At 67.0% G+C, this 23,189-nt stretch carries 15 protein-coding genes; 13 read left to right on the forward strand and 2 right to left on the reverse strand.

Going from position 1 to position 23,189, the window contains the following annotated elements; genetic code table 11:
• Positions 1 to 17 precede the first annotated feature (17 nt).
• The 8 genes from C9412_RS15225 to cueR all read left to right on the forward strand — a co-directional run bounded on the left by C9412_RS15225 (position 18) and on the right by cueR (position 11,283).
• On the forward strand, positions 18 to 1,607 hold the full coding sequence (locus tag C9412_RS15225; protein ID WP_107232413.1) for a calcineurin-like phosphoesterase family protein: 1,590 nt from the start codon (positions 18 to 20) through the stop codon (positions 1,605 to 1,607).
• A 45-nt stretch (positions 1,608 to 1,652) separates the two neighbouring features.
• Positions 1,653 to 1,937 carry a hypothetical protein gene (locus C9412_RS15230; RefSeq protein WP_006436871.1) on the forward strand — a complete coding sequence of 95 codons (285 nt, stop codon included), beginning with the start codon at positions 1,653 to 1,655 and terminating at the stop codon, positions 1,935 to 1,937.
• A gap of 84 nt (positions 1,938 to 2,021) precedes the next feature.
• Entirely contained in the window at positions 2,022 to 3,044 is a 1,023-nt protein-coding gene (locus C9412_RS15235) for a glucokinase (RefSeq protein WP_107232414.1), read from the forward strand.
• 51 nt (positions 3,045 to 3,095) lie between these two features.
• Entirely contained in the window at positions 3,096 to 4,094 is a 999-nt protein-coding gene (locus tag C9412_RS15240) for a N(4)-(beta-N-acetylglucosaminyl)-L-asparaginase (protein WP_107232415.1), read from the forward strand.
• Positions 4,091 to 4,828, forward strand: coding sequence for a copper homeostasis protein CutC (locus C9412_RS15245; protein ID WP_107232416.1), 738 nt, complete (start codon positions 4,091 to 4,093; stop codon positions 4,826 to 4,828). Before C9412_RS15240 ends, C9412_RS15245 begins: the two co-directional genes overlap by 4 nt.
• A 407-nt stretch (positions 4,829 to 5,235) precedes the next feature.
• Entirely contained in the window at positions 5,236 to 8,193 is a 2,958-nt protein-coding gene (locus C9412_RS15250) for a TonB-dependent receptor (protein ID WP_107232417.1), read from the forward strand.
• A gap of 130 nt (positions 8,194 to 8,323) precedes the next feature.
• Positions 8,324 to 10,816, forward strand: a complete 2,493-nt coding sequence (locus tag C9412_RS15255; RefSeq protein WP_107232418.1) for a heavy metal translocating P-type ATPase — start codon at positions 8,324 to 8,326, stop codon at positions 10,814 to 10,816.
• Between the two features lie 11 nt (positions 10,817 to 10,827).
• On the forward strand, positions 10,828 to 11,283 hold the full coding sequence (gene cueR, locus C9412_RS15260) for a Cu(I)-responsive transcriptional regulator (RefSeq protein ID WP_107232419.1): 456 nt from the start codon (positions 10,828 to 10,830) through the stop codon (positions 11,281 to 11,283).
• 78 nt (positions 11,284 to 11,361) lie between these two features.
• Here cueR and C9412_RS15265 read toward each other — a convergent pair whose 3' ends face one another.
• Together C9412_RS15265 and C9412_RS15270 are read right to left on the reverse strand one after the other, a co-directional pair.
• The gene (locus C9412_RS15265; protein WP_107232420.1) at positions 11,362 to 11,556 is read right to left on the reverse strand and encodes a heavy-metal-associated domain-containing protein; all 195 of its coding nucleotides are present in this window, start codon (positions 11,554 to 11,556) and stop codon (positions 11,362 to 11,364) included.
• A 219-nt stretch (positions 11,557 to 11,775) separates the two neighbouring features.
• Positions 11,776 to 14,853: a TonB-dependent receptor gene (locus tag C9412_RS15270; RefSeq protein WP_107232421.1), complete on the reverse strand. Its 3,078-nt coding sequence runs from the start codon at positions 14,851 to 14,853 to the stop codon at positions 11,776 to 11,778.
• Positions 14,854 to 16,018: 1,165 nt separating this feature from the next.
• Between C9412_RS15270 and C9412_RS15275 the strand changes: the two genes are divergently transcribed.
• The 5 genes from C9412_RS15275 to C9412_RS15295 all read left to right on the forward strand — a co-directional run bounded on the left by C9412_RS15275 (position 16,019) and on the right by C9412_RS15295 (position 23,166).
• Positions 16,019 to 18,400 (forward strand): GH92 family glycosyl hydrolase, encoded by a 2,382-nt coding sequence (locus C9412_RS15275; protein WP_258190292.1) that lies wholly within the window; start codon positions 16,019 to 16,021, stop codon positions 18,398 to 18,400.
• Positions 18,401 to 18,496: 96 nt separating this feature from the next.
• Complete coding sequence (locus tag C9412_RS15280) at positions 18,497 to 19,546, forward strand: LacI family DNA-binding transcriptional regulator (protein WP_107232423.1); 1,050 nt, start codon at positions 18,497 to 18,499, stop codon at positions 19,544 to 19,546.
• Between the two features lie 80 nt (positions 19,547 to 19,626).
• Positions 19,627 to 20,940 carry an L-fucose:H+ symporter permease gene (gene fucP / locus C9412_RS15285; protein ID WP_107232424.1) on the forward strand — a complete coding sequence of 438 codons (1,314 nt, stop codon included), beginning with the start codon at positions 19,627 to 19,629 and terminating at the stop codon, positions 20,938 to 20,940.
• A gap of 7 nt (positions 20,941 to 20,947) precedes the next feature.
• Positions 20,948 to 21,943, forward strand: a complete 996-nt coding sequence (locus tag C9412_RS15290; RefSeq protein ID WP_107232425.1) for a carbohydrate kinase — start codon at positions 20,948 to 20,950, stop codon at positions 21,941 to 21,943.
• Positions 21,940 to 23,166 (forward strand): AGE family epimerase/isomerase, encoded by a 1,227-nt coding sequence (locus C9412_RS15295; protein WP_107232426.1) that lies wholly within the window; start codon positions 21,940 to 21,942, stop codon positions 23,164 to 23,166. Before C9412_RS15290 ends, C9412_RS15295 begins: the two co-directional genes overlap by 4 nt.
• Positions 23,167 to 23,189: the final 23 nt, after the last annotated feature.

Below are 23,189 nucleotides of genomic sequence, written 5' to 3' on the forward strand. Positions count from 1 at the left end.
TCTGCCGGATCGCCCCCATGAAACTGCCTGCCGCCTGGCTGTGCTGCCTGTTGCTGACCTCGCCGGCCTGGGCCGCCGATACCGTGGTCAGCGGCAAGGTCTATCTGGAGCGCGACGGCAAGCCGGGCCGTGGTGCCACCGATCCGGGCTTGGCCGGGGTACAGGTCTCCAATGGCGAGGCCATCGTCAAGACCGCCGCCGACGGCAGCTACAGCCTGCCGCTGCGCGACGGCCAGACCGTATTCGTGATCAAGCCCGATGCCTACGCCTTCCCGAAGGCGGCCGATGGGCTGCCGTCGTTCTGGCGCCACTACCGCCCGAACGGCTCGCCGGCGCTGAAGTACGGTGGCATCGCCGCCACCGGTGAGGTCACCCGCAACTGGGATTTCGCCCTTCAGCCGGACCGCCACGACAGCCGCCGCGGCTTCCAGATGCTGGTGTTCACCGATTCGCAGACCGCCAGCCTGAAGGACATCGGCTACTACCAGCAGTCGATCGTGGCGCCGCTGGTCGGCCAGACCAGGGCGCGTCTGGGCACCACGCTGGGCGACATCGTCAACGACGATCTGACCCTGTATCCGGCGATCAACACGGTCACCACCTCGCTGGGCGTGCCTTGGTTCCATGTGCCGGGCAACCACGACCTCGATTTCGATGCCGCCAGCGACGAACATTCGCTGGACAGCTGGCGCAACATCTATGGCCCGGACACCTACGCGGTGGAAGAGGGCGGTGCCAGCTTCGTGTTCCTCGATGATGTGGTGTATGACCCCAAGGCCAAGCCGAAGTACGTCGGCGGCCTGCGCGAAGATCAGTTCGCCTTCCTCGCCAGCTACCTGAAGGGCCTGCACAAGGACCGCCTGCTGGTGCTGGGCATGCACATCCCGCTGTTCGACGCGGCGCCGGGGCGCGAGACCTTCCGCCATGCCGACCGCCAGCGTCTGTTCGATCTGCTCAAGGACTTCCGCAACGTGCTGGTGCTCAGCGGCCACAGCCACACCCAGCAGCACGTCTACCACGGCAAGGCCGACGGCTGGAATGGCGACAAGCCGCTGCACGAGTACAACGTCGGTGCCAACTGCGGGGCGTTCTGGTCGGGCGTGAAGAATGCCGCCGGCGTGCCGGACAGCACCATGAGCGATGGCACGCCCAAGGGCTACGCGCTGCTGGATGTGGCCGGCAACGGCAGTTACACGCTGCACTACCGGGTGGCGGGCAAGCCGGCCAGCGAACAGATCGGCCTGCACGCACCCAAGGTGCTGCGCCAGGGCGCCTACCCGGCGTGGGGCATCTACGCCAACGTCTACATGGGTGAGGACGCCAGCGTGGTCGAGTACCGCGTCGATGGCGGCGCCTGGCAGCCGATGAAGCAGGTCAGCCAGCCCGATCCGCGCCTGATGGTGGAGAACGTGGCCGATGATCTGGCCAGCACGCTGCGCGGCTACGACCGCTCGCCGGAAGCCACCGCGTCGCCGCACCTGTGGCGGGGCGCGCTGCCGACCGATCTGGCGGTAGGCAGCCACAAGGTCGAGGTCCGCTCGACCCAGCCCGACGGCGCAGTGTTCACCGCCACCACCAGCTACAGCCTGCAGACGGCCCAGCCCTGACCCCGGCACTTCAGACCCACGGTTCCCATCACGAAAGGACGCAGCATGGATATCCGTTTCATGGCCGGCACCACGCCGGTCACTCTCAGCCGCCACTGGTTCACCGGCGCGATGCTGCTGCAGAGCGCCACCGAGAAGGTCTGGGTGCAGCATCCGTGGCACCCGGGCACGCATTTCTCGTTCTCGCTGGTACAGTCGTGGCTGCGCCACATCGCCGGCCACGAAGTGCTGGTCGAGCGCACCCGGCCGCTGCTGTTCGCCGGCTTCCGCCCACAACGTCTGCGCGTGCTGGTGGATGGCGTACAGGTGGCCGAACAGGAAGGCATGTAGGCCCACCTGAACGACCGGCGCGCTAGGCAAAGCCGCCCCGATGCCTGAGAATCGGGGCGATTCAATCGATCCAAGCAGGCCAGCGTGACCATCGCAGCAGCGTCTCCGGTTTCTTCCGACTCCGCCCGCGGGGGGCTTCCACGCAGCCTGGTTGTCGCCGATGTCGGCGGCACCTTCGCGCGTCTGGCGCTGGCCGAAACGCAGCCCGGCCAGGCCCCGCGCCTGGGCGGTTACCGCACCTACGCCTGCGCCGACCATCCCAGCCTGGCCGCGATTCTGGCCGACTTCACCGCCGGCCTCGGCCAGCCGGTACAGACCGCGGTGGTGGCCATCGCCGGCCTGCTCGATGGCGATGTGCTGATCAATGCCAACCTGCCGTGGACGGTGTCGCTGTCGGCCACCCGCGCGCAGTCCGGGCTGCACGAGCTGCAGCTGATCAATGATTTCGAGGCGGTGGCGCTGGCCATTCCCTACCTGCAGCCTGACACGCTGGTGCCGCTGAACGGCGATGCCGATCCGGCGCACGCGTTTCCGGCCCTGGTGCTGGGCGCCGGCACCGGCCTGGGCGCCGCACTGCGCTTTGCCGACGGCGAGCGCCCGGTGCTGGCCAGCGAAATCGGCCATGCCGCGCTCGGCGCCGGCAATGCGCTGGAACTGCAGGTGCTGGGCAAGCTGCTGCAGCGCTGGGCGCACGTGGACAACGAGCGCGTGCTGTCCGGCAGTGGCCTGATGAACCTGTATCCGTGCCTGTGTGAACTGCGCGGCGTCGCCCCGGTTTGGACCAGCACCGAAGCGCTGATCGGCGCGGCCCGCAGCGGTGAGGATGCGCTGGCGGTCGAGACGTTGCAGGTGTTCTGCGCCTGGCTGGGCAGCCTGGCCGGTGACGCGGCAATCGCCGTCGGCGCGCGCTCGGTGTACCTGGCCGGCGGCATCTCCGCGCATGTGCAGGATTTCCTGGCCGATGGCCGCTTCCGTGAGCGCTTCCTCAACAAGGGCGTGCTGACCGAGGTGCTGCGCCAGGTGCCGGTGTGGCGGGTGGAGCATGGCCAGCTGGGCGTGCTCGGCGCGGCGGTCTGGCATGCCGCGCGGCAACCCACGCACGACTGATCGCTGCGACCGGCATCGGGCCGGCCGCGCATTGCAGACTGGGAGGGGAAGATGGTGGATCGCAGGCAGTTCCTGCAGGCCGGCGCGCTGGCCGCAGGCATCGCAGCATTACCGGGCGTGCAGGCGCGCAGCCAGGGCGGGGCGAAGGTCGTTTCAACCTGGGATTTCGGCGTGCCGGCCAACCAGGCGGCGTGGAAGGTGCTGGCCGGCGGCGGCAGCGCGCTGGATGCGGTCGAAGCCGGCGCACGCTGGGCCGAGAGCGAACTGTGCAACCCCACCGTCGGCCATTGCGGCAACCCGGATCGCGACGGCGTGCTGAGCCTGGATGCCAGCATCATGGATGGCGATGGCCGTTGTGGCGCGGTGGCCGCGCTGGTCGACATCCTGCATCCGGTGTCGGTGGCCCGCAAAGTGATGGAGAACAGCCCGCATGTGCTGCTGGTGGGCGAGGGCGCGCAGCAGTTCGCCGTGCAGCAGGGCTTCGAACGCAAGCACCTGCTGACGCCACAGGCCGAGGCCGCCTGGCGTGAGTGGCTGAAGACCGAGAAGTACCAGCCGCAGATCAACGCCGAGCGCCGCGGCATCCCCGGCAACAGCGACAACCATGACACCATCGGCATGCTGGCACTGGATGCCCGCGGTAACCTGGCCGGCGCCTGCACCACCAGCGGCATGGCCTGGAAGCTGCACGGCCGGGTCGGCGACAGCCCGATCATCGGTGCCGGCCTGTATGTCGATAACGAAGTGGGTGCGGCGACTGCTTCGGGCGTGGGTGAGGAGATGATCCGCAACGCCGCCTCGTTCCTGGTGGTCGAGCTGATGCGCCAGGGGCGCTCGCCGGCGCAGGCCTGCCGCGAGGCGATCGACCGCGTGGTGCGCAAGCGCCCCGAAGCGAGCAGGACCCTGCAGGTGTGCTTCCTGGCCATGAACAAGCAGGGCGAGGTGGGCGCATATGCGCTGCATCGCGGCTTCGTCTATGCGGTGTGCGATGCGCAACGCCAGGACGACCTGCGCGATTCGCCGTCGATCTACACGAGCACCCAGGCGTGAGCACGCGGCTCAGCCTGGAGATCGCCAGCAACTCGCTGGCCTCGGCGTTGGCCGCGCAGGCCGGCGGCGCTGACCGCATCGAGCTGTTCGACAACCTGGCCGAGGGTGGCACTACGCCGTCGTTCGCCAGCATTGCCATCGCCCGCGAACGCCTGTCGATTCCGCTGTTCGTGCTGGTGCGCCCGCGCCCGGGCGACTTCCACTACGACGCGCTGGAAACCGAACTGATGCTGCGTGACATCGCCCAGTGCCGAGCGCTGGGTTGCGATGGCGTGGTGATCGGCGCGCTGGATGTGCAGGGCAACATCGACCTCGCGTTGTGCCGTGAACTGGTGCAGGCCGCCGGGCCACTGCAGGTGACCTTCCATCGCGCCTTCGACGCCGCGCGCGATCTGCCGGCCGCGCTGGAGCAGGTGATCGCACTCGGCTGCCGGCGCGTGCTGACCTCCGGTGGCCAGGTCAGCGCCGAGGCCGGCGCCAACGTGTTGGCCGGCCTGGTGGCCCAGGCGGCGGGGCGCATCGCGGTGATGGCCGGCGCTGGACTGGCCCCGGGCAATATCGCCGCCGTCGCGCGGCAGAGCGGCTGCACCGAGCTGCACGCCTCGGCCAAGGGCCTGCGGCGCTCGTCCATGCAGTTCCAGAATCCGGCCCTGCGCGGGCTGGACCCGGACTGGAGCCAGACCGCCACCGCCACCGTGGCCGCGCTGCGGCAGGCGCTGGACGGCGCGGGGTAGTCCGTTTCTTCTGTAGAGCCGAGCCCACGCTCGGCTGCTCTTTGCGGCGAACAACAGGAGCCGAGCGCAGGCTCGGCTCTACACCGATCCGCTGCCGGCCGCACGCGACGACGCGGACAAAACCGTTCCGCGCGTGATTGTCGCGATCGTGTCATGCATTCCTGCGCCGCTCTCTCGGCGATAGTCCGCAACCCATTGATTGCTCTCGAGATCGGTAGCCAATAGCGGCATTCCGTCGCCGCTTGCTGCGTCGCCGCATGCCCGGCATGGTTCAGCTGTGCTTTAGTTTGGATCGATCCACAGGGGAGGGTGCCGGGACGGTGTTGAACCGATCCAGGCGCCCGGATCAGCTGTCGTGCCGCGCCACCACCCGTCCGTGCGTCCACACTTTCCAAGAGCAACCACCCATGGCTCAGTTCGTCCGCAAGCGTCGTCACCTGCTGTCCCAGGCTCTGGTCCTGGCCCTGTTGCCCCTGGCTGCCAGCGCGCAGGAGGCGCCCAGTTCCTCCACCAAGGATCTCGACGCGGTCACCGTGACCGGCTCGCGCATCAAGCGCGCCAGCGTCGAGGGCCCGGCGCCGGTCAATGTGATCACCGCCCAGCAGATCCAGAAGGAAGGCTTTGTCAGCGTGTACGACGCGCTGAAGACCCTCACCGAGGCCACCGGTACCGTCGAGGCGGCCTCGCAGTGGGGCTCGCACACGCCCAACGCCAGCGGCCTGAACCTGCGCGGGATGGGCCCGAACCGCTCGCTGCTGCTGGTCAACGGCCGCCGTGTGGCGGACTACCCGCTGCCTTACGGCGGTGAAACCAACTTCTCCAACTACGGCAACATTCCCGCTGCCGCGGTCGAGCGCATCGAAGTGCTGACCGGTGGCGCCTCGGCCATCTATGGCTCGGATGCGATCGCCGGCGTGGTCAACGTCATCCTGAAGACGAACTACGACGGCGACGAAGTGCGCGTGCGTGGTGGTACCTCCACCGAGGGCGGCCGCGATACCTGGGACCTGTCCTGGGCCGGCGGCAAGACCGGCGACCACTGGAGCGTGACCTACGCGCTGCAGTACACCAAGCGCGATCCGTTGTTCGGCCGCGACCGCCCGCAGATGGACGATGCCGATGATGCGCCGTACCCGTCCTGGAACATGGAACAGCGCAAGGTCGGCTTCCGCCCGACCGCGGGCCTGGCGCTGATCGATCCGAGCAACGGCCAGCGCCTGGCGCCACCGGCCGGCACCTGCGAGAAGTTTGACGGCGAGTACTACACCGCTGACCGCCTGGTCTACAACTACGCCGCCAACACCATCAGCAACACCGGCCGCCTGTGCGGCATGAGCGCTGACTACGCCAACTGGCTGCTCACCGGCGGTGCCGAGAACGTGTCCGGCAACCTGTATGCCACCTTCGATTTCAGCAACGACCTGCAGGCCTGGACCAACCTGGCGGTCTACCGCTCCGAAGCGATCTGGGGCACCAACCCGCCCGGCGTGTCGCTCATCGACGATGCCAACGGCTACTACTGGGATGCCAACCGCAACCGCCCGATCCTCGGCGTGCGCCAGTTCACCCCGAACGAGGTGGGGGGCCTGGATACCCTGCGCAATACCAACCGCGAACTCTCCTGGGACTGGAGCGCCGGCCTGCGCGGCCGCCTGGCCGATCGCTTCGACTGGAGCGCGTCGGTGGGGCGCTCGTACTACCGGGTGGAGGAGCGGCAGAACGTGGTGGACGAGCAGAAGTCCTATGATTTCTTCCTCGGCCCGCGGTTGGGCACCACCGCCGATGGCGAGGCGATCTACGCACTGAACGAATCGCGCTGGTGGAACCCGATCACGCCGGACCAGTACTGGCAGATGGGCACGGTGGCCAAGAACCGCGCCGCCTCGTGGGTCAACCAGGCCTCGGCGGACATCACCGGCGAGCTGTTCCAGGGCTGGGCCGGCCCGATCTCGTTCGCGGCGGTGGCTGAAGTCGCACAGCAGGGCTATCACCTCAGCCCCGACCCGCGCGCAGGCATCGATTTCGACCTGCAGAACGTCGATCGCGGTGGCGGCGAGCGCACCCGCTATTCGGCCGGTGTCGAATTCAAGATTCCGCTGCTGGAAAGCGTGACCGCCACTGCGGCCGCGCGTTATGACCGCTATGGCAACTACAAGGCCGACGACAGCAGCGAAGCGCTGAACATCGGCAGCCAGAAGGAAACCACCTGGAACGTCGGCCTGGAGTGGCGGCCGGTCGAATCGCTGCTGGTGCGGGGTTCGTACGCCACCAGCTTCCATGCACCGGACATGCATTACCTGCTGGGCCAGCCGAGCAGTTCGGAGGTGCTGACCTACGATCGGCTGCGCTGCATCCAGAGTGGCGCCTACCTGGTCAACAACTGCGGTGTCGGCAACACCGATGTCTGGTATGCGTTCGACGTGAACCGTCGTGGCACACCGCTGCTGCGCTCGGAGACCGGCGATTCGTGGACGGTGGGCTTCGTGTGGGACGTGATGTCGAACCTGTCGGTCAGCGCTGATTACTGGGCGATCAAGCTGGAAGACATGATCGTCGATGTGGGTGCCGACGAAGTGCTGGCCAGCGAGGCGGGCTGCCTGACCGGCAAGAACATGGACGGTACGCCGTGGGCCAATCCGGCCGGCGGCGAGTACTGCGCCGGCATCCTGGCCCGTGTGAACCGCGACAGCAACGGGCGCCTGGTGTCGATCGAGCGTGGCCCGTTCAACCTGGCCAGCCGTGAAGTGCGTGGCATCGATCTGACCGCGCGTTATCGGTTGGACACCGCGCAATGGGGCAGCTTCCAGCTGGGCCTGAACTACACCAACCAGATTTCCACCAAGGAGCAGCGTTACGCCGCCGACCCCAACCCGGAACGCCGTGACCGCGACCTGCGCAGCAAGCTGCGTGCGAGCCTGGCCTGGCAGCGGGGCAACTGGAACGCCAATGTCTATGCCGACCGTGTGGGTTCGGTGCCGGGCGTGCGCTACCACTGGGGCACCGATCGCCTCGACAACCCCGGTGGCTGCCTGCCGTTCGCCGATGGCTATGTGCCCAGTGACAGCCCCTCGCTGAACTGCCTGGAGCCGTCGACGCGTCCGGATGGCTCACCCAATCCGAACCCGAATGCAGGCCAGCGGACCGCGCGCTACTTCGGCCGGGTCGGGCCGTTCATCACCTGGAATTTCAACGTGGGCTACCAGGTGACCGAGCACGCCAAGGTCAACGTGTACGTCAACAACGCGTTCAACTCGACCAGCTGGAACCACAAGGACCCGTACAAGCTGGACTACGACTTCGCCCCGACCCGCCTGTTGAGCGCGGTGGGCCGCGAGTTCGCGCTGGAGTACGTGTTCACCTTCTGAGGCGGGTTGCAGGCGGTACGCCGGGCATGGCCCGGCGCTACCGGTCGGTCCCGGGGCGGCTGGATTTGACCTTCCCACGATGGCAAGGTTTAGCCTGTACGCATCCACAAGCACGCCCGGGAATCCGATCATGAGTACGCCTCGCGCCACTGCCGTCCCTGCCACGATCAGCCTGCCCATCGAGGGCATGACCTGCGCCAGCTGCGTGGGCCGCGTTGAAGCGGCGCTGTCAAAGGTGGAGGGCGTGGGCAGCGTAGCGGTGAACCTGGCCACCGAGCGTGCGGACATCCGCCCCTCTGGCCCGGTTGATCGCGCAGCGCTGATCCAGGCCGTGGAGCGGGTGGGCTATGACGTACCGGCCGCCACCACCGAACTGGCCGTGGAAGGCATGACCTGTGCCTCCTGCGTGGGCCGTGTCGAGCGCGCGCTGTTGGCCGTGCCCGGGGTCAGCCAGGCCAGCGTGAACCTGGCCACCGAGCGTGCCACGGTGCGCGGCGTGGCCGATGCGGCTGCGCTGATTGCGGCCATCGACAAGGCCGGCTATGACGCACGCGTGGTCGAGGACGGCGCCCCTGCCGAGGATGAAGCGGCCGAAAGGAAGGACGCCGAGCGCGCCGAACTCAAGCGCGACCTGATCGTGGCCAGCGCGCTGGCACTGCCGGTGTTCGTGCTGGAGATGGGCTCGCACCTGGTTCCCGGCATGCATCACTGGGTGATGTCCACGATCGGCCTGCAGGCCAGCTGGTACCTGCAGTTCGTGCTGACCACCCTGGTGCTGGCGATCCCGGGCCGCCGCTTCTACCTGAAGGGCTTCCCGGCACTGCTGCGGCTGGCACCGGACATGAATTCGCTGGTGGCGGTAGGCACCGCCGCAGCATTCGGCTACTCGGTGGTGGCCACCTTCCTGCCGCGGCTGCTGCCGCCCGGCACGGTGAACGTCTACTACGAAGCGGCGGCGGTGATCGTCGCCCTGATCCTGCTGGGGCGCTTCCTCGAAGCGCGTGCCAAGGGCCGGACCTCGGAGGCGATCAAGCGCCTGGTCAAGCTGCAGGCGAAGGTCGCCCATGTCATCCGTGACGGGCGCGCGATTGATATTCCGGTCGGCCAGGTGCTGGCCGATGACGTGGTAGAGGTGCGCCCGGGCGAGCGCGTACCGGTGGACGGCGAGGTGATCGAAGGCCGCAGCTACATCGACGAATCGATGATCAGTGGCGAGCCGGTTCCGGTCGAGAAGCAGCCTGGCAGCAACGTGGTGGGAGGCACGATCAACCAGACCGGCGCATTGACCGTGCGCGCAACGGCGGTCGGTGCACAGACCCTGCTGGCCCAGATCATCCGCATGGTCGAACAGGCACAGGGCTCGAAGCTGCCGATCCAGGCCGTGGTCGACAAGGTGACGCTGTGGTTCGTGCCGGCGGTGATGCTGGCCGCGCTGGCGACCTTCCTGGTCTGGTTGATGTTCGGTCCGTCGCCGGCGCTCAGCTTCGCCCTGGTCAACGCGGTGGCGGTGCTGATCATTGCCTGCCCGTGCGCGATGGGGCTGGCCACGCCGACCTCGATCATGGTCGGCACCGGCCGCGGCGCGGAAATGGGCGTGCTGTTCCGCAAGGGCGAGGCCTTGCAGCTGCTGAAGGACGCGCAGGTGGTGGCGGTGGACAAGACCGGCACCCTGACCGAAGGCCGTCCGCGGCTGACCGACCTGGAGATCGCCGACGGCTTTGAACGCAGCACGGTACTGGCAGCGGTGGCGGCGGTGGAGTCGCGCTCGGAGCATCCGATTGCCCGCGCGATTGTGGATGCCGCCACCGCGCAGGGCATCGCGCTGCCGGCGATGGTCGATTTCGAATCGGTCACCGGCATGGGCGTGCGTGCCGGTGTGGGTGGCGCGCGGGTGGAGGTTGGCGCAGATCGCTTCATGCGCGAGCTCGGCGTGGACATCACGCCCTTTGCTGCGCAGGCCAGCGAGCTCGGAACGCAGGGCAAGTCGCCGCTGTATGCCGCCATCGATGGGCGCCTGGCGGCGATCATCGCGGTTTCCGATCCGATCAAGCCGAGCACGCCCGCGGCCATCGCGGCGCTGCACCAGCTGGGCCTGAAGGTGGCGATGATCACCGGTGACAATGCCGGCACCGCGCAGGCGATCGCGCGTCAGCTCGGCATCGACGAGGTGGTCGCCGAGGTGCTGCCGGCTGGCAAGGTCGAGGCGATACGTCGACTGAAGGCGGTGCATGGGCACGTCGCCTTCGTCGGCGACGGCATCAACGATGCGCCAGCACTGGCCGAGGCCGATGTCGGACTGGCCATCGGCACCGGTACCGATATCGCGGTGGAATCGGCCGATGTGGTGCTGATGTCTGGCAGCCTGCAGGGCGTGCCCAATGCCATCGCACTGTCGAAGGCGACGCTGGGCAACATCCGGCAGAACCTGTTCTGGGCCTTCGCCTACAACACCGCGTTGATTCCGGTGGCGGCCGGCGTGCTGTATCCGGTCTGGGGCGTGCTGCTGTCGCCGGTGTTCGCGGCCGGTGCGATGGCCCTGTCCAGCGTGTTCGTGCTGGGCAACGCACTGCGCCTGCGCCGGTTCCAGCCGCCGATGGCGGATGCGTCCACTGCGGCCCATTGAAGGAGACCTGCATGAACATCGGTGAAGCCGCCAAGGCCTCGAATGTTTCGGCGAAGATGATCCGCTACTACGAACAGATCGGCCTGATTCCCGCGGCCGATCGCACCGAGTCGGGCTACCGGGCTTACTCGCAGGCGGACATCCACCGCCTGCGCTTCATCCGCCGCGCACGCGATCTGGGCTTCCAGGTGGCCGAGATCACCGATCTGCTCGGCCTCTGGAACGACACCTCGCGACACAGTGCCGACGTCAAGCGCCTGGCCGAACAGCACATCGCCGACCTGGAACAACGCATCGAAAGCATGCGGCAGATGGCCGACACGCTGAAGTCGTTGATCAGCTGCTGCGCCGGCGACGAACGCCCCGAATGCCCGATCCTGGAGCGGTTGGGTGAGGATGAACAGATGCATCCGCCGGTGGATGCTCCGAAGACCGGCGCGGTGCGGCGCCGCCCGCACAAGCACTGAGGCGCTGTCGCGCACATGAAAAAGCCCGCCGGGTGTGATTGCACCGGGCGGGCCTGGTCGTCGACGCGAGGCTGCGGATCAGGCGGTGCGCGGCGGGAAACCCGCATCGTTCACCGCAGCGAACACCTGCTCCTGCGAGGCGGTGGTCTGCACCTTGACCCGTCCGGTCGGCGGATCGGCCTCCACGCGGGCGTCCGGATCAATCTGCTGGATCGCGCGGGTCACGCTGCGCGCGCAGCCGCCGCAGGTCATGCCGTCAACATGGAATTCCATCTGTCGCTCCTTCGCTGCTCTTGAGAGGGAACCAGTGTGCACCTTCCAACGATGGCAGGGTCAAGCGCGGGGATGAACGCCAGTCCATCGCCTCCAACGCATCACCCCTTCCAACAAAAACGGCAGCCACCTGTACCAGCGTGGCTGCCGTGGAGGAATGGCCCCGCGCGCGGCGGGGCGGGGCAGCACCGGGTCAGACCCGGGCCACCCGGTGCGACGTCAGAACTTCCAGGTGGCGCCGAAGTACAGCTGGCGGCCTGCGTAGGTGTTGGAGATGAGGCGGGCCTTGCTGTCACTGCCCAGGTGCACGCGCTGTTCGGACTTGGTGGCGTTGATCACCGAGGCGGTCAGCGTCCAGTCCGGGGTCAGGTTGTAGGCAACGTTCAGATCCAGCTGATCGTAGGGTTCGGTGTAGACGGTCAGGCCGTTGTTGAGTCCGCCGACCACCTGGCCACGCCGGTTGAACGAAGCGCGTGCGAGGAACTTCTCGTTCTCGTAGAACACGGTCACGTTGGCCTGGTTCTTGGCACTGCCGACCAGCGGCGAGGAGCCGATCTCCTGGCCGTCCAGCACGATCGATGCCAGGTTGGTGTCGTTGTAGGTGTAGTTGGCCTGCACGCCCACGCCGAAATCGAAGGTGTACTGGCCGTACAGCTCCACGCCCTGGGAAACGCCATCACGGCCGTTGGCCTGGGTCTCGTAGCGTTGCACGGTCACCGCCTCGCCACCGATCACCATCGGGGTGTCACGCACCACCGGCAGGGTGAAGTTGTCCACGTTCTTGCGGAACAGGCCCACGCCGGCAACGGCACCGGGCTGGAAGTACCACTCCAGGCCCAGGTCGAACTGGGTTGCCTTGAACGGCTCCAGCTGCTTGTTGCTGCCCTGGCCGACCCAGCCGGCGGTCGATGCGCCGCCCGCCACGCGGCGATCATTGACGTACTCCTGGCTGTAGTAGCTCAGTGCGCCGGGCGCGGCGATGTCGGTGTAGCCGGGGCGGGCGATGACCTTGGACGCCGCGCCGCGCAGGACCAGCGTATCGGTGATGTCCCAGGCGATGTTGAAGCTCGGCAGTACGTCGGTGTAGGTGCGGTCCACGCCGATCAGGTCGTAGGTCTTGCTCTGCGCCAGATCATGCGGAAGGCGCACGAAGCCACTTTCGCAGCTGTAGGTCGGATAGGCCGCCGCGGCCGGATCGGTGCACGCCATCGGCGCGCCGGAGGCGTTGTCCAGGAAGTAGTCGTTGAACTTCTCGATCGAGTCGGAGGACTGGGCGAACTGCTTGGTACGCACCACGCGCACGCCGACATTGCCGCGCAGGCGCTCGGTACGGAAGTTGGCCTGGAAGTAGCCGGAGTAGATCTTCTCGTTGACGTTGTAGACGAAATCTTCCTCGGTCCGGTTGTGCGAACCGCCGTAGGTCTGGTTCAGGTAGTCGATGTAGGCCGGGTAGTTGATGCCCGGGAACACATTGGCGTTGAAGCCGCCGGCAATGTTGCTGATCGGGTTGGACAGGAAGAAGCCCGGCTGCGCGTTGCCGGCGGTCGGGTCGCAGCCGCTCTGGTAGCGGCTGTTGTCATAGTCGGCAGGGTCGCGGCCCGGGCACACCCAGTAGGTATTGCCGGTGTTGCGGTGGACCTTGCCGTCACGGTACTTGGCGCCGAACTGGATCGAATCCAGCCAGCCGGACTCGAACAGCTTGGTCACATCGGCCTGGAAGTAGTTCTGCTTGACCTCGGTGCGCTTCCACGACGAATCGGTGGAGCCGGTATCGACTTCGGCGATGCCGTTCATCAGCTGCTGCTGCAGGTCCGGCGAGAAGGTCGCAGACGGCGTGCCGGTCAGATCCCACGCGCTGTACAGGTTGCCGGGCAGGTAGACGTTGCCGTCCTTGCGGCGCGGCTTGGCCGACATGCGGAAGTTCATCGACGGGCCACCTTCGGACCAGGTGCGGCCACCGGTGAACGAGGCCTTCCACAGCGGACTGATGTCCCAGTCGATGCTCAGGTCGGCGGTCTGCGAGAGTGCCTTTTCCTTGCTGTAGCCACCGGTCAGCTGCGGGGTGGGAACGGTGCAGTCGTCCGGGCCCCAGCCGCCGGGTGCGAGACCGGCGGCCTTGGCCTCGTCCTCGCTGCAGTAATAGGTTTTACCGGCCAGCTTCTCGAACTGGCCACCGGTGACGATGCTGCCACTGGGATCAAAGTCCAGGCCGTTGAGCAGGCGGCCACCGGCCCAGTTGCCGTCGCCGTTGAAGCGGGCCATGCTCCATTCGGGAATCTTCAGCATGTTCTGGGTGTAGTCACCCTGAAGCTCGAAGCGGAAGTAGTTCGCGGTCAGGGTGAGGTTGTCGACCGGCTTGAACTGGAAGGTCAGCTGACCGCCCTTGCGCTCACGCTTCTCTTCCTTCACCGCGAAGTTCACCGAGGTCGGCATGAAGAAGTCGGTGTAGTTCTGGCCGGACTGGTTGTTGAAGCCGGAGCGGCCCCACCAGTAGTGGATGCCATCCTGTGCCTGCGTATTGCCGTAGGCATCACGGGCCTTGCCGGCGCCATACCACTGGTAATCCTCGGTGCTGGCTTCCATGGTCCGGGTGGTGCGCTTCTGCTGGGTCACGCCCACCAGCACGCCGAAGCGTTCGTCCTGGCTGTGCCATGAGTACAGCGCCGACGCCTGCGGATCGATATCGTGATGGGTGTCGGAGGAGGTGCCCTCGAGCGTGACGAAGCCCGAGTTGGATTCCATGTCCAGCGGGCGTCGGGTGTGCAGGATGACCGTGCCGCCGATGCCGCCTTCGTCGATGCGCGCTTCCGGCGACTTGAACAGCTCGGCGCTGGACAGCATGTTCGACGGCAGCAGGGTGTAGTTGAACGAACGCGTGGCTTCGTCATTGGTTTCCGAAGTAGCAACGTAGTTGCCGTTCAACTGGGTCAGGGTCAGGTCCGGGGCAAGGCCGCGCACGCTGACACTCTTGCCTTCACCGCCACTACGGGTGATGACCACGCCGGGGACGCGCTGCAGCGCATCGGCCACGTTCTTGTCGGGGAACTTGCCGACGTCTTCGGCGGTGATCACTTCGACCACGGCGTTGGCGTCGCGCTTCTGCTCGAGGCTCTTCTCGATGGCGTAGCGGTAGCCGGTGACCTGGACGCTGTCCAGGGTGGTGGCGTCCTGCGTGCCGGTGCTGGCGGCCTGCTGCGCGGCGGCGCCAGCCGGCAGAACGGCGGCAGCCAGGGCCAGCGCGATGGCCAACGACAATGCGTCCTGGCCATGCGTACGTGTTGAATGCTTCATTCCCATCTCTCCCTCTCTCCTGGATTGATCCGGTGACGTGGCACGGACAACTTGAATCGATCTAATTTGAAGTGACATTGTCGCTGTCGCCATGCGGTGGCAGTGGCACCGTGCGCGTGGCCTGGTACGTCCTGTTCCCGCTTCCCCAACTCCCGGCCATCGCAATGTCGTCTTGGATCGATCTAAGCGATGGGCGGGCGATTTTTAGCATGGGTCGCGCGTGGGCGCATGCTGCTGCGCAATATGGTACTGGCGTGGCAATGCTGTGACGGTTTGCTGAAAGCAGTGGAAACGTTTTCGTGCGCAGGGGAGGGTGGGTCGGCAGGGCGGCGCCCTGCACCTGCGGGTAGTGCCGGCCGCTGGCCGGCAACAGCCAAAGGCACAGCCAAAGCCAAAGCCAAAGCGGCTCTGGGTTGTCTGTGGTTTGGCGGGGCGGTGTGGGCTGGCAGGACACGCCGTAAACCCGTCCATGGGGGCTTGATGGCGCCATCCATGGCGCCAACGGTCCTGCCAGCCCACACCGCCCCGCCCTGGACAGTTTCCCGGTGACGGTTGGATGGGGCCTGGGGATGGCAGGGGGTAACGGCCCGGGGTCAGATCCGTTTTCCGTAGGAAAACGGATCTGACCCCAATTGATTTCGATATCTGCCAGAGATTCATCCACGCATGGCGTGGATCCGTCGCAGATCGCGGAAATCTGTCGAAGGCGGGGTGGGTCCGGTTGCGGGGGTGTCCGCGGCATGGATGCCGCGGCCAAGCCCCCAAGGATGGGTTTACGGCGTCCCCCGCAACCGGGCCCACCCCGACTCCCCACAGGAAACCGGCTTCTGCTGTTGCTGTTGCTGTTGCTGTTGCTCCAGCTCGGAGCAGGTGCAGGGCGCAGCCCTGCCGAACACCCCCTCATGCTGCGCCGCAGAATGCATTCGGCTGAACCTGCATGCTCTACTTGAATCGATCTAAATTCACGGTCACGTGGGTCAGGCGTCATTCCAGGGGGAGCCATCTGCCGATGCGGGCAAGGCTCAGCGGAACGGTGCCGGACGGCCCCGATCGTCTGCCTTCGCGTCATCGACTACAGGAACCCGACATGCGTCCAGTGCCGTCCGCTCCCGCCGTCCCCTTGTCCGAGCGCCCGCTGGCGCGCCTGGCCTGCCTGCTCGCCCTGTCGGCCATGCCGATGCTGCTGCAGGCGGCACCGGCGGCGCTGGAGCGCGAGGTCAATACCTTCATCGGCAGCAAGGACGATGGCAACACCTTCCCGGGCGCATCGGCGCCGTTCGGCCTGATCCAGGTCAGCCCGATCGGCAGCCATTACTCGGGCTGGCGCTACGACGACGAGAAGATCCGCGGTTTCGGCCACTCGTTCATTTCCGGCGCCGGTTGCTGGGAGCAGGGCGGGCAGGTGTCGGTACTGCCGGTGACGGGCAGCATCGGCCCGGGCGGCGATTTCGATACCGGCAACCCCAAGCAGTTCGATCACAAGGCCTACGCCGCGTCCTATACCCATGACGGTGAGATCGGCCAGGCCGGCTACTACAAAGTGCGGCTGACGAGCTATGGCGGCATCGATGCCGAGGCGACCGCGCGCACCCGCGCCGCCGCTGAGCGCTACACCTTCAGCCAGCGCAGCGGCGACGGCCACGTGCTGGTCAACGTCGGCCAGGCCAACGAACGCCATTCGGTGATCGGCAGTGTGGTCGATGTGGTCGGCGACCGCGTGGTGGAAGGCAAGCTGGTCACCAAGAGCTTCTGTGGCGGGCACCAGTACACCACCTGGTTCCGCATCGAGTTCGACCGCCCGTTCAAGGCGCACGGCACCTGGGGTGAAGGCGGTGGCCTGCCCGGCGCGCGTCACAGCATGGAAGGCGAGCAGAAGCCGAATGGCGCCTGGCTCAGTTTCGATCTGGCCAAGGGCCAGTCGGTGACGGCGGTCAGCGCGATCTCGCACGTGGACGCCGAAGGCGCGCGCACCAATCTGCGCGCCGAGGGCATGCAGGGTGGGGCGCTGCTCGGTTTCGACCGCATGCGCACGCTGTCCCAGCAGTCCTGGCGCGAGCAGCTGGGCCGGGTGCGCGTGCAGGGCGGCAACGCTGACGACCGCGCCGTGTTCTACAGCGCGGTCTACCACGCGCTGCTGCAGCCGATGACCGGCAACGATGCCGACGGTCGCTACCGTGGCTATGACGATGGCATCCATCGTGCCGATGGCTGGACCTACTACGAGTACTTCTCGCTGTGGGATACCTACCGCGCGCAGAATCAGTGGCTGGCGCTGACCCGCCCGGATGTGGCGCGCGACATCGGCCGCACGCTGCTGGCGATCGACGAACAGGGCGGCTGGCTGCCGCGCTGGGGCTATGCCAACTTCGAGACCAACATCATGACAGGCGATCCGGTCACCCCGTTCATGGTCGACCTGTGGCGCTTCGGCGCGCTCAAGGGCCGCGAATCGCAGGCCTGGGATGCACTGCGCCGCAACGCTTTCGGCACGCCGCCGCTGAACTCGCGCATGGCTGGCCGTTCCGGCAACCCGACCTACCTGGACAAGGGTTATGTGGTCTATGACCGCGCGTTCCCGTCCAAGGGCATGGACGTTGATCCGCACCACGGCGGCTCGGCGACGCTGGAGTACGCGCTGGCCGACTGTGCGCTCTCGCAGATGGCCGATGGCCTCGGTCATGCGCAGGACGCGGCGACGCTGCGTGAGCGCGGCCGCAACTGGCGCAAGGTGTGGGACCCGCAGGTGCGCGATGCCGAGACCGGCTTCACCGGTTTCCCGCGCCCGCGTACCGAGGATGGCCAGTGGTACACCCCGGCCGATGGCCACTACAGCCCGCGTTCGCACCACGGTTTCCATGAGGGCACCGCGTGGCAGTACCAGTGGCTGGCGCAGCAGGACGTGCCGGGCCTGGTCGAAGCGATGGACGGCCGCGAACAGGCCGGTCGCCGCCTTGACGCGTTCTTCGCGATGGACGCGCTGCAGGCCGATCCGCTCAACGCCGCCCGCAAGGAGTGGGTGGTCGGACCGTACAGCTACTACAACCAGTTCCGCTACAACCCGAACAACGAACCGGACCTGCACTCGCCCTGGCTGTACACGCTGATCGGCCAGCCGTGGAAGACGGCGGCGGTGGTGCGCGCTGCGCAGCAGCTGTTCACCAATGCCCCCAACGGCGTGACCGGCAACGATGACCTCGGCACGATGTCGGCCTGGTATCTGTTCAGCGCCATCGGTGTGTACCCGGCGGTGCCCGGCAGCGGCCAGTTCCTGCTGCACACCCCGCGCTTTGCCAAGGTGGAAGTGGACATGGGCAATGGCCGTACCCTGCGCATCGACGCGCCGGGCGCCGACGGTCGCCGCCTGCAGTACGTGCAGGGCGTGCAGGTCGATGGCCAGGTGCATGCACCGGTGTGGCTGGACTGGGACCGCCTGCAGCAGGGCCCGCGCCTGCACTTCGCGCTTGATGGCAAGGCGCCGGAGCAGGGCTGGGGTACCGCCGTGAAGGACCTGCCGGTGTCCTGGTGCGCGGCACCGGGCAGCGCATTGCGCTGAGCCGGACTGTGCCGTTCGCGGTGACCCAGCGAACGGCACCGCACGACATGGCCGTGATCCATTAGGCTTGAGCCTCCAGCGGAGTCCGGGAAGACGATGAACGACAACGGCAGCAGTTCCAGCAAGCGCGCCGGCAAGGCGGTGACGGTGACCGACATCGCGCGTGCCATCGGCGTGTCGCGGGCCACCGTGTCGCTGGTGCTGCGCGGCAGCCCGCTGGTCAACGTTGACACCCGGGCCAAGGTCGAGGCCGAGCTGCGTCGCCAGCGCTATGTTTATAACCGTGCGGCGGCCAACCTGCGCCGGCGCACCTCGTCGAGCATCGCGCTGGTGATCAACGATCTGTCCAATCCGTTCTTCGCCGAATTCGCTTCGGGCGTGGACGAGGCGCTGGGCGGGCGTGGTTACGTGACCCTGCTGGGCAGCACCGGCGAATCGCCGGAGCGGCAGCAGGCGGTGCTGTCCACGTTGATGGAGCACACCCCGGCCGGCCTGATCCTGTCGCCAGCCGAGGGCAGCGATACCACGCAGCTGCGCCAGGCACTGGGCGCCAATGCCAACGTGCTGCTGTTCAACCGCGAACTGGACGGCGCCGACTGGGACTTCCTGACCCTGGACAACCAGCACGGTGCCTATCTGGCCACGCGCCACCTGATCGAGCGTGGCCATCGCCAGATCGCCTTCTTCGGCGGCCATGCGGCATCGAGCTCGTGCCACCAGCGCCGCGCCGGTTTCCAGCAGGCGCTGGCCGAGGCTGGCCTGTCGCTGCCGCCGGGCTGGATGATCGAGTCGGCGCCGAACCGGCTGGAGGCTGCCGCGCGTACCGATGAATTGTTTGCCGATGGCCATCGCCCGAGTGCGGCGGTCTGCTACAACGACACCGTCGCGCTGGGCCTGATGCTGGGCCTGAATTCGCGCGGCATCCGTCCCGGCGGTGATTTCGCGGTGACCGGCTTCGACGATATCTCCGAGGCGGCGGTGGCCGTGCCGCCGCTGACCACGCTGACCGCCGACCCGCGCGAGCGCGGCCGCCAGGCCGCCGCGCTGCTGCTGCAGCGGCTGGACGAACCGGATGCGCCGCCACGGCGCACGGTCGCGCCGGTGCAGCTGCGCATCCGCGAAAGCAGTGCCGCGCGACCGAACTGAATTCTTTCCACAGACTCCCTTCCACGCAACAACGACCTTCCACGCAACAACGACCTTCCGCGCATCGAGGCGCGTACCGCATGCCGATCTCCGCAACGCCCCGTCCATCGGGTTCTTCGGGCAACGCACCTGCCGTCACCAACGGCAAGGCGCTGGCCGTGGTCACCACGATCTTCTTCATGTGGGGCTTCCTGACCTGCCTCAATGACATCCTGATTCCGCACCTGAAGGCGGTGTTCGAGCTGAACTACGCCAAGGCGATGCTGGTGCAGTTCACCTTCTTCGGCACGTATTTCCTGATGTCGCTGCCTGCAGGCCGGTTGGTCGCCGCGCTGGGTTACAAGAAGGGCATCGTGGCCGGCCTGGTGATCGCCGGCATTGGCGCGCTGGGCTTCTGGCCAGCGGCCGAACTGCGCGTGTACGGCGCCTTCCTCGGCGCACTGTTCGTGCTGGCCACCGGCATCACCGTGCTGCAGGTTGCTGCCAATCCCTACGTCGCGCTGCTGGGTCCGGAGCAGACCAGCTCCAGCCGCCTGACCCTGGCGCAGGCCCTGAACTCACTGGGTACGGCCATTGCACCGATCTTCGGCGGCATGCTGATCCTGTCCAATACGGTCAAGAGTGCCGACGATCTCGCCGCGATGCCGGCCGCCGAGCAGCTGGCCTACCGTGCCGCCGAGGCGCAGGCCGTGCAGGGCCCGTACGTGGGCCTGGCGGTGGCACTGGTGCTGCTGGCGCTGTTCGTGTTCCTGTTCCGCCTGCCGGCGTTGAGTGACGCCACCGAGCAGGCCGACCAGGGCCATCACCACAGCTACCTGGACGCGCTGCGCAAGCGCCACCTGCTGCTGGGCGTGCTGGGCATCTTCTTCTACGTCGGCGCCGAGGTGTCGATCGGCAGCTTCCTGGTCAACTATCTGTCGATGCCGAACATCGGCGGCTTCAGCGAGCAGGAAGCCACGCACTATGTGTCGGCCTACTGGACGATGGCAATGATCGGCCGCTTCGCCGGCTCGGCGCTGCTGGCACGCTTCTCGCCCAGCCGCCTGCTGGCGATCTTCGCGCTGGTCAACGTGGCCCTGCTGGTCACGACCATGATGAGTTCCGGCCACGTCGCGCTGTATTCGGTGGTGGCGATCGGCCTGTTCAACTCGATCATGTTCCCAACCATCTTCGCGCTGAGCATCGAGCGCCTGGGGCCGCTGACCAACAAGGGCTCCAGCCTGCTGATCATGGCCATCGTCGGCGGTGCCGTGGTGCCGTACCTGCAGGGCGTGCTGGCCGACCATATCGGCGTGCAGGCCAGCTTCATCCTGCCGCTGCTGTGCTACGGCTACATCATCTTCTACGGACTGGTCGGCGCGCGTACGCCGGCTTCCGCAACGCAGGGAGGCTGAGTCCGGAATGGGTTCCATCGTTTGCTTCGGCGAAATTTTGATCGATCTACTAGCGCAGCCGCCGGCCTCGGCCGATACCCCGCGCGCGTTCCTGCAGTACGCCGGCGGTGCGCCGGCCAACGTCGCCGTGGCGGCCGCGCGGCTGGGTGCAAAGACCCAGTTCGTCGGCATGCTCGGCCGCGACATGTTCGGTGACTTCCTGGCCGACAGCCTGGTTGAGCACGGCGTCGGCACCGACTACATCGCGCGTACCGACGCGGCCAAGACCGCGCTGGCGTTCGTGGCGCTGGATGCCACGGGCGAGCGCAGCTTCAGCTTCTACCGCCCGCCGGCGGCCGATCTGCTGTTCCGTGACAGCGACTTCCAGGCCGCCTGCTTCGACAGCGCGCAGTGCTTCCACGTCTGCTCCAACAGCCTGACCGAGCCGTCCATTGCCGAGGCGACCTTCGCCGGCATGGAGCGCGCTCGCGCCGCCGGCGCGGTGGTCAGCCTCGATCTCAACCTGCGCCCGGCACTGTGGCCGGCCAACGAAGATCCAACGTCGCGCCTGTGGCAGGCACTGGAACGGGCCGACCTGGTCAAGCTGTCGCGCGAGGAACTGGATTACCTCGCCGCGCCGCTCGGCGATGACGGTGAGCGACTGGTGCTGCGGCGCCTGCTGGCCGCGCAGGCACGCTGGGTGATCGTCACCGACGGTGCGGCCACGCTGCACTGGTACACCCGCGACGACCACGGCACGGTCACCAGCTTCCGTGTGGCCACGGTCGATACCACCGCCGCCGGCGATGCCTTTGTCGGTGGCGTGCTGGTCGGCCTGCTGGAGCGGGGTGGGGCAGGTGCCGGTTTCGCTGCGTTCTGCCAGGACCCGCAGGCGATTACTGCCACGCTCCGCTTCGGTGCTGCGGTCGGCGCACTGGCGGTTACCCGCAAGGGCGCGTTTGCCGCGATGCCCTCGCTCGATGAAGTGCAGCAGCTGCTGCAGGCCCAGGACATTACCGCATGAGTACCTCGCCCGATTTCCGTTCGCCCGCCTTCCTGCGCGCGCATATCGCCGACACGATGGCCTTCTACCATCCGCGCTGCATCGATCCGAACGGCGGTTTCTTCCACTACTTCCGTGATGACGGCAGCATCTACGATGCCAGCCACCGCCATCTGGTGAGCAGTACGCGCTTTGTCTTCAACTACGCGATGGCCTACCGCGAATTCGGCAACGCCGAGTATCGCGACGCGGTCGAGCATGGCGTGCGCTACCTGCGCGAGGTACACCGCAACCCGACCACGGGCGGTTACGCCTGGACCCTGCGCGACGGCAAGGTTGAGGACGACATGAACCACTGCTACGGCGTGGCGTTCGTGCTGCTGGCCTACAGCTGCGCGCTGAAGGCCGGCATGGAGCAGGCCCGTGGCTGGATGGATGAGACCTGGCAGTTGCTGGAAGCGCGCTTCTGGGAGCCGCAGCACGGCCTGTACAAGGACGAAGCCGATGGCCAGTGGAACTTCACCGGTTACCGCGGCCAGAACGCCAACATGCACATGTGCGAGGCGATGCTGGCCGCGTTCGAGGCCAGCGGCGAGCAGCGCTATGTCGAGCGCGCGCTGCAGCTGGCCGACAACATGACCCGCCGCCAGGCGGCCAAGGCCGGTGGTCTGGTCTGGGAGCACTATGACGTGAACTGGGAGATCGACTGGGATTACAACCTGGACGATCCCAAGCACTTGTTCCGCCCCTGGGGCTTCCAGCCGGGGCACCAGACCGAATGGGCCAAGCTGCTGCTGATCCTCGATCGCCATGTGCAGGCCGATTGGCTGGTGCCGACCGCGCAGCACCTGTTCGATGTGGCCGTGGCGCGCAGCTGGGACGAGGCACGCGGTGGCCTGTACTACGGGTTCGCACCGGAATCGCGCCGGCAGCCCGGCATGGACGGCGCGCCGATCGGCGGCGACAGCTTTGTCTGCGACGATGACAAGTACTTCTGGGTGCAGGCCGAGACGCTGGCCACGGCCGCGCTGATGGCCCAGCGCACCGGCGATGAGCGCTACTGGCAGTGGTACGAGCGCATCTGGGCCTATTCCTGGGAACACTTCGTCGACCACCAGTATGGCGCCTGGTTCCGCATCCTCGATGCCGACAACCGCAAGTACAGCGACGAGAAGAGCCCGGCCGGCAAGGTGGATTACCACACCATGGGCGCGTGCTACGAAGTGTTGAACGTGGTGCGTTGAGGTTGGTACGCCGGGCATGGCCC

Origin of the sequence: Stenotrophomonas sp. Nf1 (assembly GCF_003028475.1) — a bacterium.
Taxonomy (GTDB): Bacteria; Pseudomonadota; Gammaproteobacteria; order Xanthomonadales; family Xanthomonadaceae; genus Stenotrophomonas.